Source organism: Niallia sp. Sow4_A1, assembly GCF_052116745.1.
Taxonomy (GTDB): Bacteria; Bacillota; Bacilli; order Bacillales; family Cytobacillaceae; genus Niallia; species Niallia hominis.
On sequence record NZ_JBQKKM010000050.1, the window covers coordinates 20,701 to 34,695 of the forward strand.

Annotated in this window: 17 protein-coding genes; 4 read left to right on the top strand and 13 right to left on the bottom strand. The window is 32.9% G+C overall.

The annotated features are described in order from the left end of the window. Nucleotides 1-68 precede the first annotated feature (68 nt). Both ACTQ5K_RS20945 and deoD read right to left on the bottom strand, forming a co-directional pair. Entirely contained in the window at nt 69-926 is an 858-nt protein-coding gene (locus ACTQ5K_RS20945) for a M15 family metallopeptidase (protein ID WP_031535992.1), read from the bottom strand. 91 nt (nt 927-1,017) lie between these two features. Continuing rightward, the gene (deoD, locus tag ACTQ5K_RS20950) at nt 1,018-1,719 is read right to left on the bottom strand and encodes a purine-nucleoside phosphorylase (RefSeq protein ID WP_235251648.1); all 702 of its coding nucleotides are present in this window, start codon (nt 1,717-1,719) and stop codon (nt 1,018-1,020) included. Between the two features lie 243 nt (nt 1,720-1,962). On the opposite strand from deoD, the gene ACTQ5K_RS20955 reads away from it, so the two are divergent. Continuing rightward, nucleotides 1,963-2,088 carry a hypothetical protein gene (locus ACTQ5K_RS20955; protein WP_016203953.1) on the top strand — a complete coding sequence of 42 codons (126 nt, stop codon included), beginning with the start codon at nt 1,963-1,965 and terminating at the stop codon, nt 2,086-2,088. Between the two features lie 114 nt (nt 2,089-2,202). On the opposite strand, the gene ACTQ5K_RS20960 is transcribed toward ACTQ5K_RS20955, so the two are convergent. Continuing rightward, a complete protein-coding gene (locus ACTQ5K_RS20960) occupies nt 2,203-2,373 on the bottom strand; it encodes a YozD family protein (protein WP_065429127.1) in 171 nt (56 codons plus the stop codon). A 219-nt stretch (nt 2,374-2,592) separates the two neighbouring features. Here ACTQ5K_RS20960 and ACTQ5K_RS20965 point away from each other — a divergent pair, with 219 nt between their 5' ends. Beyond that, a complete protein-coding gene (locus ACTQ5K_RS20965) occupies nt 2,593-2,745 on the top strand; it encodes a hypothetical protein (protein WP_155986736.1) in 153 nt (50 codons plus the stop codon). On the opposite strand, the gene ACTQ5K_RS20970 is transcribed toward ACTQ5K_RS20965, so the two are convergent. Beyond that, entirely contained in the window at nt 2,737-3,447 is a 711-nt protein-coding gene (locus tag ACTQ5K_RS20970) for a hypothetical protein (RefSeq protein WP_031535996.1), read from the bottom strand. The genes ACTQ5K_RS20965 and ACTQ5K_RS20970 overlap by 9 nt on opposite strands. 438 nt (nt 3,448-3,885) lie before the next feature. Further along, a complete protein-coding gene (locus ACTQ5K_RS20975) occupies nt 3,886-4,125 on the bottom strand; it encodes a YozE family protein (protein ID WP_035416077.1) in 240 nt (79 codons plus the stop codon). A gap of 226 nt (nt 4,126-4,351) precedes the next feature. Between ACTQ5K_RS20975 and ACTQ5K_RS20980 the strand changes: the two genes are divergently transcribed. Further along, on the top strand, nt 4,352-5,425 hold the full coding sequence (locus tag ACTQ5K_RS20980; RefSeq protein ID WP_031536000.1) for an SGNH/GDSL hydrolase family protein: 1,074 nt from the start codon (nt 4,352-4,354) through the stop codon (nt 5,423-5,425). Between the two features lie 268 nt (nt 5,426-5,693). Here the strand turns inward: ACTQ5K_RS20980 and msrB are convergent, their stop codons facing one another. The 3 genes from msrB to rsgA all read right to left on the bottom strand — a co-directional run bounded on the left by msrB (nt 5,694) and on the right by rsgA (nt 7,876). Further along, nucleotides 5,694-6,122: a peptide-methionine (R)-S-oxide reductase MsrB gene (msrB, locus tag ACTQ5K_RS20985; protein ID WP_031536002.1), complete on the bottom strand. Its 429-nt coding sequence runs from the start codon at nt 6,120-6,122 to the stop codon at nt 5,694-5,696. Continuing rightward, nucleotides 6,122-6,655, bottom strand: coding sequence for a peptide-methionine (S)-S-oxide reductase MsrA (gene msrA, locus ACTQ5K_RS20990; protein ID WP_031536004.1), 534 nt, complete (start codon nt 6,653-6,655; stop codon nt 6,122-6,124). The genes msrB and msrA overlap by 1 nt, the downstream gene beginning before the upstream one ends. Before the next feature lie 168 nt (nt 6,656-6,823). Next, nucleotides 6,824-7,876 (bottom strand): ribosome small subunit-dependent GTPase A, encoded by a 1,053-nt coding sequence (gene rsgA / locus ACTQ5K_RS20995; RefSeq protein ID WP_031536006.1) that lies wholly within the window; start codon nt 7,874-7,876, stop codon nt 6,824-6,826. Nucleotides 7,877-8,258: 382 nt separating this feature from the next. On the opposite strand from rsgA, the gene ACTQ5K_RS21000 reads away from it, so the two are divergent. After that, entirely contained in the window at nt 8,259-9,017 is a 759-nt protein-coding gene (locus ACTQ5K_RS21000) for a DUF4397 domain-containing protein (RefSeq protein ID WP_035416079.1), read from the top strand. 76 nt (nt 9,018-9,093) lie between these two features. On the opposite strand, the gene ACTQ5K_RS21005 is transcribed toward ACTQ5K_RS21000, so the two are convergent. The 5 genes from ACTQ5K_RS21005 to ACTQ5K_RS21025 all read right to left on the bottom strand — a co-directional run bounded on the left by ACTQ5K_RS21005 (nt 9,094) and on the right by ACTQ5K_RS21025 (nt 13,833). After that, nucleotides 9,094-9,669 (bottom strand): YpmS family protein, encoded by a 576-nt coding sequence (locus ACTQ5K_RS21005; RefSeq protein ID WP_031536010.1) that lies wholly within the window; start codon nt 9,667-9,669, stop codon nt 9,094-9,096. 10 nt (nt 9,670-9,679) lie between these two features. Continuing rightward, complete coding sequence (locus ACTQ5K_RS21010) at nt 9,680-10,495, bottom strand: SGNH/GDSL hydrolase family protein (protein ID WP_251629883.1); 816 nt, start codon at nt 10,493-10,495, stop codon at nt 9,680-9,682. A 193-nt stretch (nt 10,496-10,688) separates the two neighbouring features. Beyond that, on the bottom strand, nt 10,689-11,681 hold the full coding sequence (locus ACTQ5K_RS21015) for an ATP-binding protein (RefSeq protein WP_441994264.1): 993 nt from the start codon (nt 11,679-11,681) through the stop codon (nt 10,689-10,691). A gap of 16 nt (nt 11,682-11,697) precedes the next feature. Then, complete coding sequence (locus ACTQ5K_RS21020) at nt 11,698-13,059, bottom strand: IS4 family transposase (protein WP_254416388.1); 1,362 nt, start codon at nt 13,057-13,059, stop codon at nt 11,698-11,700. 135 nt (nt 13,060-13,194) lie between these two features. Continuing rightward, nucleotides 13,195-13,833, bottom strand: coding sequence for a hypothetical protein (locus ACTQ5K_RS21025; RefSeq protein ID WP_441994265.1), 639 nt, complete (start codon nt 13,831-13,833; stop codon nt 13,195-13,197). Nucleotides 13,834-13,995: the final 162 nt, after the last annotated feature.

The window sequence follows — 13,995 nt, forward strand, 5'->3', positions numbered from 1 at the left end:
GAAAGCTTCTCCTATAGAACTACAGAAAAGGAATAATGTAGGATCCCACTCCTTTCCTGTATTCTTCATTAGATTTTTCGAACAACTTTGAAGTATTCTTCTAATGTCCAGTCATTTTCATATATATCTTTTGCAGATTTTTTCCCCACATATCGGAAATGCCATGGTTCGTATTTATACTGCGTTATACTTTCCTTTCCCTCAGGATAACGCAGTATAAATCCATATAGATGAGCATTTTCCTTTAACCATTTTCCTTCTTTCGTTTCTCCGAATTCTTCTGTTAATAAAAAGTCTGCACTTTTGCTTGAAATATCCATAGCTAGTCCTGTTTGGTGCTCACTATTACCAGGATAAGCAACTGCTTGTACCGCCTTTTCTTCTCCTACTCGGTCCACTTCTGCACCAAATAAGACTGTTTGACGATCATAAGAACGGTAACCTGAAACTGCGTAAAGGGTTATGCCACTCTTCTTTGCCCCATTAAACATGTCTTCCAAGGCTTTAGCAGCTTCTTCTCGCATATAACTTTTTTCAATATCCTGATTACCAAACGAAAATTCCACATTTGGTCGGACTAAATCTTCTGGTATATATCCATCTGGCAATCCAAATTCTTTATTGACAAGTGATACAATATTCATTGGATTTTGAATAATATTTCTTCCATCTACAACTTTAATTTCGTTAAAAAAGATCGATTCTAATGTCCATGGATATTCTTCTTCTTCGACCTCTTCAGGAGGAGTTTGTTGCTCTTCCTTCTCTTGCTCCTCTTCGTTAACCTGGTTTCCGCTATCTTGCTCATCCGCTTTTTCGTCCCAAAAAGAAATTTTATCTTTGAGGGATGAAAAATCAACTTTTTCACATCCCGTTAGCATAAGCGTTGCTATTGCTAGTGCAGGGATGGTTACTGATCTTTTCATTTATGTCACCTTACAAACCTTTTATATTTTCTCATTAAAATGATTATATAAAGGTATGCCAAAGCATACCTTTATATAATCTATACTATTTTTATTTAATTGCAGCTTCTAAAGCCACTTCGATCATTTCATTGAATGTTGATTGTCTTTCCTGTGCCGTTGTTTCTTCTCCAGTTAATATATGATCGCTTACTGTTAAAACAGATAGAGCTTTACGATTAAATTTAGCAGCGATAGTATAAAGTGCAGCTGATTCCATCTCGATAGCAAGAATTTGATACTTAGCCCATTTCTCTAACTCAGAATTATCATTATAAAACATATCTGCAGTAAATACATTTCCTACTTTTAAAGATAGTCCTTTTTCAAGTCCACTGTCATATGCTTTTTTTAGTAAATCAAAGTCAGCTGTTGGCGCATAATCTACACCACCAAATGTTAAACGATTCATTTGAGAGTCAGTTGAAGCACTCATCGCAAGAATGACATCTCTTACTTTTACATCCTTTTGAATGGCTCCACATGTACCAACACGAATTAAATTTTGTACATTATAGCTACTAATTAACTCATTAATATAAATAGAAATAGATGGAACACCCATTCCTGTCCCTTGTACACTAATTCTTTTCCCTTTATATGTTCCAGTGTATCCAAACATATTACGGACTTCATTATAGCATTTAGCGTCCTCCAGGAAATTTTCAGCAATGTATTTTGCTCTTAATGGATCTCCTGGTAGTAAAACTGTTTCTGCAATTTCATGTTCTTTTGCACCAATATGTACACTCATTAGTATTTCCTCCAATTGATACTCTTTTCAATATTCCTACTCAAAAATATCATACTTATGAAAACTTCACTATTTGTACTATATCATATTCTAATATGCTGTAAAACATATTTAATTTTAGCATAACTGTTTTTTAAAAGGTTATACTAAAATTAGTTTTCCTCTACTAGGAAGGAAAACAGATTATCTAACTGTTTGAAAGCAAGTAAATGATAATGATAAATGCTTAAGAGGAGGATTATAATGGGAAAAAAGCATCGAAATCGTATAAATTCTCCAAAGAAAAATAATCATATACCAAAAGAAGCGATTATTGCTGAGCACGAAGCACATGGAAAAGAATATTCTGCAACAGGTCGGAAAAGATAGTTTTTAAAAAAGCGCTGACTTTCTTCTCCATTAAATAGGGAGAAGAAAGTCAGCGCTTCAAAAATTCATTTACTTACATAAAAAAAGGGCAAGGATTTAACCATTCTTATTTTTTTATTCATCAAGTTCCTCATCAATTATGCATTTTTCCAATAAATATTCAAATGTAATGTCAGCCAATTCTTCCATTTCACCTTCAGTAGGAACGAATCCCCTTTTTAATAGCTCACGAAAGAAAAACTCTGCTATTTCCTCAGTATCTATAATCACGTCGATTTCTTTCAAGCCTATCGCCCCCTTTTTAAAGAATATATGTGACATCTAAAAAAAAAATGCTTTCATAATAAAATTATCTGATAAAACTGACTTTATTTCAAGAAGAAATATCTACAATGCCAAATAATGAACGCAATTAAAAAATATCCTCCAGATAAGTTTAAAAAATAGACATGTTTATTAGAGCTTATACATATAGTTTTAGTAAAAAAAGGGAGGCATCCTATTATGAATAAAATCCAATATATAGTCGAAGATATAAAAGTAGATTTGAATAATGAAAACAGTGAGATCCTTACTATTTTTCATTCCCTTTTAAAAAAGCTCTTTACCCTACTTCTACTTAGCAGTGTACCGATGTTTATCTACCTATTATTCTAAATTTTTGGTTCCATTGTCCTTATCCGATCTGTTGCTTAATAGCTTCAATTTACGAAGAGTTAACTTCATTACTTGTTCATACTCAGCGTCTTTAAATAACGAATAAAGAATTCTGTAATCATTATATATATCTAACAAACCATCAATAAGCTCTTTCTTCTCCTTTGTTCTTTCTAACAATTCTTTTTCTGTCTGATGGAAGGAGCTACTTGATTTTTTAAGATCGATGGACTTTTGTTTTTTATCCATTATATATAAAAGCCCTAATTTTTGTATAAATGAATCAGCACTATCTGCATCTGCCACTAACGTTAATTCATCTTCTCCTGCCTCTAACCATTCACCATCACTAACTCTAGAAAGCTCGTAAATGACGTCTTCCCAAGCATCTGACTTATATCTCCAAATCTCTGTCCGAAATCCCATAATTTTAAAAAGGTTTGAACCATATCCTTTTACTTTCACTAAATCACCAATAAAGAAGCGATACTCTATATCGATTTTCTCTGAATCCATTATTTCTCCTTCATATTCAGACAGCATCTGTAGACTGGATTCTAAATATAATCCTTCACTTTTATTTACTTCATATACATGCATTTGATCTAAATATTTCACATCGGTAATTTTACCTACTGTACCATATATCGTGATTACAACTGTATCACCAATTTTGAATTTAGGTTTTTTTCGATTCGTCATAATTACTGATCCTCTCTAAACAAGATTGTGTGGCATTGCCTACTTATGCGGTTTTCCCCCACACTCTTGAGTAGAACATGTAATCAAATGAAGATGGGGGATATTAAAGGAATATAATCCTATCTTCAGTCACCATTTAATTTTCATCCTTTTTTGTTCGTCTACACTTTCACTTTCGCTTTTGTTTCTATTATCATATGCACTTATCTGCTATTCGCTCATAAAAATTCATGTATCCTAAAATCCAGTAGTTCCTTTTACTTTAAAACTTTTTATTCATTATATGTCTGTATGTCAATAGGAAGAATACATTCTTACGTTTAAGTACATGCAGTAGCTCTTCCTTTTTTCATTTAGGATATATAATTCTTAGAAAAAGGCAGTTACTTTGAAAAAAACCCAACAAAAAACACCCAAACAAATTCTTGCCGGATGTTTTCAATAGCTGTAATTTTTCTTTTCTTCTTGAAATAAGTATTGCTCCCAAGCCTCATCAAAAACGCGCATACTTGGAAGATAGTGCCCATTTAATTCTAAATAATCACTAATTTCGTCATAATCAAAGCTATTTTTAGGAAAATCATGATCAAGATAAGCGTCATTTGCAAATTCGCTAATTTGATCATTTGGTTCAGGGTGCCGAAACTTCATTAGAAAATGATAAAAGGATTTAGTCAAGATCTCACCTTCCTCGATCAATAGATATAACGTATACTATACATAAATGGAAATAATGGTGCAAGCGATACGGCCAATTTCCAAAGAAAATCTATTTGTTTGTCTATTTTATAAAAAGTCATTCTTTTGTCAGTAGAAATGCTTAGCTTATCCTTTAGTAGGGTAATTTAATGAACAGAATAAAAAAGGATCTCTTTTATATAAGGAGGGAAAATAAAAAAGAAAGATGAAGAAAGGAATTAAATATTTTATTTACTCTCTTATTTTTATCGCCATTCTTGGCATGCTGTATTTATTAATTCATTCGAAAAAACCGGAAAGAAATGTCTATGAAAAAATAGCCGATGGTAAAAAGGTGAACTACTTAATTGTCGGCGATAGTATAGGACGTAGCTCAGGTGCTAGCAATAATCAACATAAATGGTTTCAACTAGTAGAAAGAGGTTTAACGAAAAAATACGGTGGCGCCTTTTCTAGGCATTTAGTTGTTCAAAGCGGTGCTACAGCATTTGAAGGACTTTATAAATTGAAGAATAACTTGTCTAAAGATATAGATCTAGTCTTCATTGTTTTTGGAGAAAATGATCGTAAATATATGGATAACAAGCAATTTTATTTCTTATATCAATCCTTATTAGATGAAATTGTCATCCGATTTCCCCATGCTGAGTTAATTACCATTACCGAAAGTAGTTTGGATAACGAGGAATTTATTGATGTTATTAAACAGCTTTCAAAAGACTATTATGCTACAAACATCGATATGAGAATTCCATTTCGAAATTCTCGGCTATCTACTGAACGATTAACAAATGACCTTGTACATCCAAATGATTATGGCTACTATTTATATGCTCAAGAAATAATCCAAACAATCGATACAGCAATACGCAAAGATAAAAAAGTGCTTACTTCTTCCATCCCTGTGAATGAGGTAAGTAGTTTAGAAATGAATACGAATTATTCTTATCGCTCTATTGATCCATCTTTTCAAAATAAAAAAGGTTATTATACCTCAAATCAAATTGGTTCCACTATAGAATATCAATTCTCTGGATCATTTTTAGGTGTAAACGTGATTAGAAGTGAAAAAGGTGGAAAGATGGATGTATTTATTGATGATAACTATGAAACCACTATTTCAACATGGTGGCCATTTAAGAAAGAAAGGTCTTTATATGTAACAAGTGGATTAACCAATAAAGATCATACTGTTAAATTTCAAATTTCTGCTGACAAATCTAGATATAATATTACAGATCAACAACTTATCCAAATTTCTTCCATCATTACGAATTAGCTTTATTTAAAGGAAAAAAATGAGGTTTGGACAACAGCTGATATCAAATATTTTATTATGGTTTAAAAAGTCAAGTAGAGAAAAATGCGTTCCATTAGCTATAGACTTTTGCTTTCTGTAGCGCACGATCTTAAGCATCAGCCGGTTCACAAACACAGACCACCTCAAAAATAAAATAACCCGAACAATTATACGAAATTTCAATTAACATCTCCGTATAATTGTTCGGGTTTATATTTGGTTGGAATACTTTTATCCCTGTGTCTTCCTATTTTTCAAATAATCGCAAATACTTTCCGTATCCTTTTTCTTCTAATTCTTCTTTTGGAATAAACTTCATTGCAGCTGAATTCATACAATATCGCAAACCTGTTGGATTCGGTCCATCATTAAATACATGACCTAAATGAGAATCAGCTTCTTTACTTCTTACTTCTGTCCGAATCATCCCATGACTAATATCTTTTTTCTCCATTAATTCTTCTTCATCAATTGGCTTTGTAAAACTTGGCCAGCCACAACCAGCATCGTATTTATCGAGAGAACTAAACAAAGGCTTGCCAGAAATAACATCTACATAAATACCTTCTGAAAATTCATTCCAATATTCATTATGAAACGGCGGCTCTGTTCCATTATTTTGGGTAACTTCATATTGTATAGGGGATAATTTTTCCTTTAATTTGTCTTTTTCCATTACTTATCTCTCCAATTCTCTTGAATATAGGCTGCACGTCCTGAACCGATATGGTAACGATTGTAATGTTCAGGATTCTTTTTATAATATGCTTGATGATAATCCTCTGCAGGATAGAAGGTAGAAGCAGGCAGTATTTTTGTAGCAATCGGCTTATTGAACTTTCCACTTGCCTCTAATTGCTGCTTTGATTCTTCCGCTAATTGCTTTTGTTCTTCCGTATGATAGAATATCGCCGTTTGATAAGAAAGACCACGGTCAAAGAACTGTCCACCGGCGTCTGTTGGGTCAATTTGCTGCCAGTATATACGAAGCAGTTTTTCATACGAATATACACTCGGATCATATGTAATTTGGACAGCCTCATAATGTCCAGTAGTCTCTGAACATACTTCTTTATAAGTTGGGTTCTCTTTATGGCCTCCTGTATAACCAGAAACAACCTTTATAATTCCAGGCTCTTGATCAAAGGGCTTAACCATACACCAGAAACACCCCCCCGCAAATGTTGCTAATTCCGTTTTCTTTTCCATTAAAACAGCCCCTTTAAAAAACATTCTTCTCTTTATATTCCCTTATCTTGATCATTTCACACTATTAGCTTAATGTTTAAGAGAGAAATATGCAAAAATAATGGCTTTAGTGGAAAGTAAAGTCCTTGCACTAATTATGCTAGGACTTTACCTTTTAATGGTGGAAAATTATCTTTTTTTGGATTGCTTTGTCATGTTCTTCCATTTTTTCTTTTCTTCAGACTGTGCTTTCTTATCCTGTCGTCTTTCTAAAAAAGCTAATTCTCGCAATAATTTTTTATAGCTTTGCAGTCTTTCTTCCTTCAATTCTCCCTTTTCAATCGCTAATTTTACTGCACAGCCAATCTCTTTTTCATGCTGGCAATCTCTAAATTTACAACTAGATGAAAGCTGTTCTATTTCCGAAAAGCTGTTAGAAATGCCATCTTCACTATTCCATAATTGAAGTTCCCTCATTCCTGGTGTATCAATTAAGATCGCATGGTTAGGTAATAATACCATCTCACGATTAGTTGTAGTATGCCTTCCCTTTGCATCCGAACCTCTAATTTCCTGTACTTCCTGCTTTTCAAACCCAATCAAATAATTAGTTAAAGTCGATTTACCAACACCTGAAGAACCTAGTAAGGCGATCGTTTTTCCTGGAAGAAGATATGTTTGCAGTTCATCTAATCCCAAATTATTTACAACACTTATTGTAACAATAGGGACACCATAACTAACACCTTCTACTAGCATTATTTTTTCTTTTATATCAACAGCTAGATCGGCTTTGGTTAAAACAATAACAGGATTTGCTCCACTCTCCCATGTTAAAGTTAAATATCTTTCTAATCTTCTTACATTCAAATCTTCATTTAACGAAAAGACCAAAAAGATTGTATCAACATTCGCTGCAACTATTTGCTCTTCCGTATTATTACCAGCAACTTTTCTAGAAAATTTGCTTTTTCTCGGCAAAATAGCAGTAATTGTTCCTTTTCTTTCTTCTTTTCTTGGAGAAACGATAACCCAATCTCCTACAGCAGGATATTCTTCCCTTGATTGAGCATCAAAAGCTAATTTACCAGATACTTCACATAATAGCTCTCCAAAAACGGACCATACTCGATACATCCTTTTATGCTCTAGCGAAATTCTGCCGATTATTTGATTTGTCTTTGCTGCCTTTTCAAATTGTTCTTTTATCTTATTGTTATACCCAATTTTTATTAACTCCATCAATAGACCTCCAAATGTTTACATAATAAAAAACCATGATACAGCCCATGGTTTTTAACAAACATTTAAAAATCCACCATAATAAATCGATTAGTCCTATTATTAAAAAAATAGGAACTTTAATACGAACTTATGGTTGTAACCGTCTGGGCTGTATGCTATATAAGCTATTTACGTGGAATAAAATAATTTTGCTCATAATACATCAGCCTCCTTTCATCAATATCTTTATTATATAAATTTTCTAACTAATTGTAAAGCTATTTTCTCCTTATTCCTTAGGCACTTTCCCTAATCTTTGGCATATTCTATTCTCAGAAAGATTCTTAAATATGGTATTTCATATACACTGAAAAAATTATTATTCCGAGGAGTGAGTAGAATGACCCAAGATCAAAATCACTCAATACAAGAAGCTGGTATGTATAATGTATTAAGTGATTATTATAAATATACTAATCCAGAATTACATGTTTATTACTATCATAAACATCTTCAAAGCTTGAAAAGTGCTTTTAATCATGAAAGTAAATCTGCAATAGTGCCAGATATCCAACGTCAAAAGGAATATGGAAAAATAAGAATATTAAATGGTTCCCTGGCTACCGAAAATGTCGATATTTACCTAAATGGGATGCGTATGTTTAAAGACGTCTCCTTTAAAACAATGAGCAATGATTTAACCATACCTGCAGGAAAATACCAAATAGATATTTATGAAACTGGAAAAATGATTGATACATTATGTAGTCAGAAAATAAATGTAGAGAGTAATGTTTACCATACTTTTGCAATTGGTGGAGTAGATAATAAGCTTAAACTACATGATTATCCTGAATATCCAGTAGTACCTCCTAATGAAACAAAATTACGATTTGTTCAACTTGCAGACAACTTACCACCAATTGATATTGCCGTTCAAAAAGGGGATGTCGTCTTTCCCTCCATCCATTATAAAGGGGCAACTTCTTACTTAGGATTGTATCCAATGACCGTCTTTTTAGAAGCAAGAAAATCACAAACAAAGGAAGTAATCCAAGCATTTCCTGCGATAAGGCTGGAAGCTGATAAAGCATATACGGCCTTTATTGTTAATGGAGCGGAAGACAAAAGTAGTGAATTGCTTCTCTTTTCCTGTTAACAAAAAAAGGCTATCCTTAAAGCTCATACAAACAAATTTCCAATGAGCGTTTAAAGGATTAGCCTTTTTTAAGTTTCTATTCCGTTGGCAGCAATAAGTTAAATTGAATATTATTTTGTTCTAAATCAAACGTACTCATTTCAACTTGCATCCCATTTTTTAAGTCCATATCGGTTAAATGAACATATATTTCTTCATCACTCGGTTGAATATCAACCCATTCTGGGAAATTGTATTGGTTAGCGATAAAATTCATGATGTATGAAACTGGCAATGGCAGCTGACCAATGCTAATTTCTTTTTGTTTTAATAATAAATCACCGTTTTCCAATGCTATTGGTTCAAATGTTAATTTCATTTGAATATCAGTATTAAAAATTGGTAATGTTCCATATAACTCTACTTGATCTGCTATATTTATTTCATAATGAATGGGGCCATTTAATCCTTCTTGTTCTAAATAGTGATTTATTAACTTGGTTAAATCCTCACGATTTGTCGTTACCGCAAAAGGAACTTCTTCTCGCTGTTCTTTCTTCACGATTGTTGACTTCTCAACTGGTCTAAATATCATAATCGCTAAAATAATAATACTAAGTAATAGAACACCTAATAATGTTAAAAAAGCTACTTTCCATTTATTGTTAAACAACCTTTTCTCCTCAATTCTCTTCTGTTTGCAAATTCTCTAGTATATCCGCTAACGGTGCTGTTAACATTTTATTATAGATAGCCTCTGCTATGAGCTTATATCCCTGGTCATTAGGATGAAAATAATCTTCATACAATAAATCTGATGTCGGATTTTCAAAAATACTTTCAATGCTTACAAAATAAGTATGATCATATTCTGCTAATACTTTTTCGCTCGTGTTATTCCAATCTGTAACAATTTGATTCATTTCTTTTATATCTGAAAACATCTTAATAAAAGGATTGTATACTCCTACCAATATAATTACTGCATTAGAATTGTTAGTCCGTACATTTGACAGTATTTCGTATAGGTTATTTTCATATTCATTCAATTGTTCATTAAAGGATTCCACTTGTAAATTGGTGAAATTATTTCTTACTACTTTCATAATGTCATTTCCACCAATAGTTATTATGACTCCATCTGCTTTTTGGATTGCTTTGCTTACTTCCTCTGTTTTAATTCTTTTTAATAATTGATCTGACCTGTTGCCTCGTACTCCATAATTAACAAAATCTGCTTTATTTACTCCCTTTGTTTCTTCAAGTAAATCTTGCAGATAAGGAACATACCCTCCTTTTCCAGTGCTGTCACCAACACCTTGTGTAAGGGAATCTCCAACAGATACTATGGACATTTCCTGTGGTAAAAAACTTACCGGAATGTCCTTTTTTTCGGTCACTACAACATCTTTTTCCTTAATATAGAGCGTCTGATTAGAGCAGGAAACAAGCATCAAAAGAGAGAATAATAAAACAAGGAAGGTAAATGGTTTTTTCATTCTTTCACCTACCTTCATTTTTTATAGTATAGCATACTGATAAGGTTTCGAAATTATTTTATGCACTTATTTTTTTACCAATAGCCTACCTATATTCATATTATTCGATTTTAAAAAAAGTGAAACGCTTTCTCTCTTTTTCACTTCTTATTTTAGCGTTTTTATTTAAAGTAGAATTGCTGCATGTCTAAACTCAACTATGACTATCCTTTTTAGAAAGTGGGATATAAATCTTAAATATTGTCCCTCTTCCCTTCTCACTTTGTACTTCAATCCGGCCCTTCATTTGTTCTACCATTTGATAACAGACCATTAATCCCATTCCCGTTCCTTTTTCTTTTAATGAATAAAAAGCTGTTCCTAACCGATTTACCTCCTCATCTGTCATTCCAATTCCAGTGTCCTCTATTTCAAACACGCCATCATTCATTGTTGAATATAGATTAATGGTTATAGTCCCTCCATTTTTCATCGCTTCGATTGCATTTTTTAAAATATTTATTAATACCTGCTTCAATTCATTATTATTAGCTTCTATGTATACTTGCTGTATATTCTTCTTAAAGTGAATTCCCTTACTTAGCATTGCATAAGAATGCATTAGATCGATGACTTTATTTGCTAAATCTGCTCCGTCAATCTTCTTTGATTGTTCAACGTCAGGCTTTGCTAGTGATAAATAATCATTAATTATTGTTTCGGCCCTATTCATTTCTTCAATCATCAATTTAATATAGGTTCTTTCTTCTTCACTCATATGTTCTTTCGCATGAAATATTTGTAAAAAACCTTTGACAACCGTCATTGGATTTCTGATCTCATGGGCAACAGATGCCGCAAGCTGGCCAACGGCATTCATTTTCTCTGCCTTTTGCAGCTCACGATTCATCTTCATCGATTCGACAATATTATCCATTTGCTTAAGTGCTTCTTCCATTGTTGTTAATTGAAAATCCTTAGATATTGTACCAAGCTCCTTTGCCGTATTTGTCAATCTGTAAAAAAGAGAGGCAAGATTATCAACGACTTCATTAAAATTTCGCATTAAGCTTTGCAATTCTTTATTTCCACTTAATTCCATTTTTACTTCGAAGTTCCCGAAACTTAATTCATTTAAACTTATCATCAATTGATTTATAGGACGAAGAACTTTATTTAACCACCTTCTTAAGTATAGAAAAATCATTAAATAACTTATTAACTCAACTTTCGCAGAGTGAAATCGGCAAGTAAGCCTTGATATAGCTAGGAAGGCCAGCGATCCACTGTTCGAGTTGACTTTGAATTAACTTTTTGATTTTCTTATTCGTTTGTTTTAGTGCGTCTTGAAGAAGCTCGATCAACTGCTGTAATGCGACAGCCCAATCAAGTTCATTCACTTCATCACATAATTCGTAAAACAGACCACCGATTGTACGTTGATCGGTATTACAGCGATTCTGCCATGACAGTACGATATAACGAGTAAACACAATCGTTGTATGGCAAATAAGCGCATCATAAGACCGGCTTTGGAACTCTTTTTCAAGTTTCAAAAGAGATTTGGCCATCTTAAAGAATACCTCGATATCCCAACGCATTCCATAGATTCGGACGATGTCCTGTTCTGAAAGAGTGCAATCGGTACTGAGGATGGCAAGCCAGTCGCTCTTCTTGTTTCTGTTTTGAATAAATACAACTTTAATTGGTGTTCCGTTAGCCATTGTCGTATGGATGGAACGAAGAATTCCTTTCTTTGATTGAACAGGCCCAGCCAAGCGATAAAGCTGCTTTAAAGAAGCCATTTTACCGTTTACGTTATAGCGCTGTTTTGTTTCTTTGACCATACCAATTACGTCTAATCCTTGATCCACAATTGCTTTAACAAGTGGTGGTAATGTAAACCAAGAATCCATGAGGACATAACTGGCATCTATCCCACTAGCTAACGCACGTTTGATCATATCAGGGATTTGTTCAGGCTCTGTTTGTAGGGCATTTTCTCGACGCATATAGCCACAGGTACGTTTATCAATATGTTCAGAGATTCCATTAATTTGAGACTTCTTAGAACTGACTAGGGAAAAGTCAATTGGCATAAATGTGTAGCCATCAGACCAGCCCAAAGTCAACATACGAAAGCCCTTATAGAAACGCATTTTAAGGGAAGCGTGATCAAAGCAACGTGCAAGTAATTCCACTTTTTTACTACGATTTCGGTCATAAGCAGAATCGTCGATAATAAACACTTTTGGACGTTTTTTATTTGTAAGACGGTTCACCTTTTGAATGGTAAAAGTACTCAACAGTAATAAAAAACGGCGCCAATTGAAAGTTGATTGGTTTAAAAAGCGATAGACGGCATCTTTGGCTGGAAATTGATCCGCCTTCTTTGAATCAAGAAGGGCAAACCAATTTTTATGTTGGAAAATCAAGCAAAAAACAAGTTGAAATAAGTAAGAGCAACTAAAACCAAAGGATTTTTTAATCCCGGCTTGGCGTAAATGCTTATTCATTTCAAGCTCAGAAAAAACAGAGTTAAGTTCATTTGGTAGTTGATTATATTGGCTATTTTGGTCTATCATATAGGGAGCACCTCTTCTGTATGGTAGTGTTTTCTCGTCAATTACACTATACCAAAGAATGAGGTGTTTTTTCATTTAAAAAAAACATTGTCAAGCAACATATTTAATAGATATTAAACACAATACAGCCAACGATTAGCACTTATTTTTCTGGTGCGAAAGTTGAGTTATTAAAATAAACAAACCAGTTTGAATGATTATCTTCTTAAAAAAAATGAATTGATCATTGATCTTCGTGTCCATCCCTATAATTCCGACTAATTGTCCATTTTCATCATTAATAGGTGTAAAGGAACTCATATAATACTCTTCCTTTAATCTGTATATGCTACTATGCTGCATATCATGCGATGCAATTGATTTATTGTAAACGTCCATTGCTTTATCTGCTAAAGTATTAACATAATTGATTTCCAATTTTAAATCTTGGGGAGAAATAACTGCTATAGGAGCCTGTTCTTCATTTTCTTCTATTATTGATATATATATATTCTCCGGCATCTCTGAAAGTTTATTGTTAAAATCAGTTGAATGGATCACGTTTTGTAAAATTTGATTAGAAGTATTACTTTTCCATAATTTCATTTGAAAAGAAACATTGTTACTTAATGAAGTTAAAACTTCTTCTCCATCATTTTCAACATGTATTTTTAAATCTTGATAATGAAAATAAAAAATGAATGTCATAAAAAGAATTAAAAGGAAAAAAGGCAGAAAAAAAGATACTACTTGTTTTTTATTCACAAACGGAATATTACATATTTTTTTTATCATACTGGCCACCTATTTCTTATATTCCTTGGTCTGTATCAGTCAATAAGGTTATGAGAGTATAAAATATTTTGTGTAAATGAAAATTTCCATGTAAAAAGGAAGACCTTCTCTTGGTAGAATTAAGTCACCACAACCAATCCTAGAAAAGAGGTCTTCCCTATG

What these genes read in the sequence shown, in the direction of transcription:
- ACTQ5K_RS20945 (WP_031535992.1), bottom strand. Translation starts at nt 926, where the DNA reads ATGAAAAGATCAGTAACCATCCCTGCACTAGCAATAGCAACGCTTATG.
- deoD (WP_235251648.1), bottom strand. Translation starts at nt 1,719, where the DNA reads ATGAGTGTACATATTGGTGCAAAAGAACATGAAATTGCAGAAACAGTT.
- ACTQ5K_RS20955 (WP_016203953.1), top strand. Translation starts at nt 1,963, where the DNA reads ATGGGAAAAAAGCATCGAAATCGTATAAATTCTCCAAAGAAAAATAAT.
- ACTQ5K_RS20965 (WP_155986736.1), top strand. Translation starts at nt 2,593, where the DNA reads ATGAATAAAATCCAATATATAGTCGAAGATATAAAAGTAGATTTGAAT.
- ACTQ5K_RS20970 (WP_031535996.1), bottom strand. Translation starts at nt 3,447, where the DNA reads ATGACGAATCGAAAAAAACCTAAATTCAAAATTGGTGATACAGTTGTA.
- ACTQ5K_RS20980 (WP_031536000.1), top strand. Translation starts at nt 4,352, where the DNA reads ATGAAGAAAGGAATTAAATATTTTATTTACTCTCTTATTTTTATCGCC.
- msrB (WP_031536002.1), bottom strand. Translation starts at nt 6,122, where the DNA reads ATGGAAAAAGACAAATTAAAGGAAAAATTATCCCCTATACAATATGAA.
- msrA (WP_031536004.1), bottom strand. Translation starts at nt 6,655, where the DNA reads ATGGAAAAGAAAACGGAATTAGCAACATTTGCGGGGGGGTGTTTCTGG.
- rsgA (WP_031536006.1), bottom strand. Translation starts at nt 7,876, where the DNA reads ATGGAGTTAATAAAAATTGGGTATAACAATAAGATAAAAGAACAATTT.
- ACTQ5K_RS21000 (WP_035416079.1), top strand. Translation starts at nt 8,259, where the DNA reads ATGACCCAAGATCAAAATCACTCAATACAAGAAGCTGGTATGTATAAT.
- ACTQ5K_RS21010 (WP_251629883.1), bottom strand. Translation starts at nt 10,495, where the DNA reads ATGAAAAAACCATTTACCTTCCTTGTTTTATTATTCTCTCTTTTGATG.
- ACTQ5K_RS21015 (WP_441994264.1), bottom strand. Translation starts at nt 11,681, where the DNA reads ATGATTTTTCTATACTTAAGAAGGTGGTTAAATAAAGTTCTTCGTCCT.
- ACTQ5K_RS21020 (WP_254416388.1), bottom strand. Translation starts at nt 13,059, where the DNA reads ATGATAGACCAAAATAGCCAATATAATCAACTACCAAATGAACTTAAC.
- ACTQ5K_RS21025 (WP_441994265.1), bottom strand. Translation starts at nt 13,833, where the DNA reads ATGATAAAAAAAATATGTAATATTCCGTTTGTGAATAAAAAACAAGTA.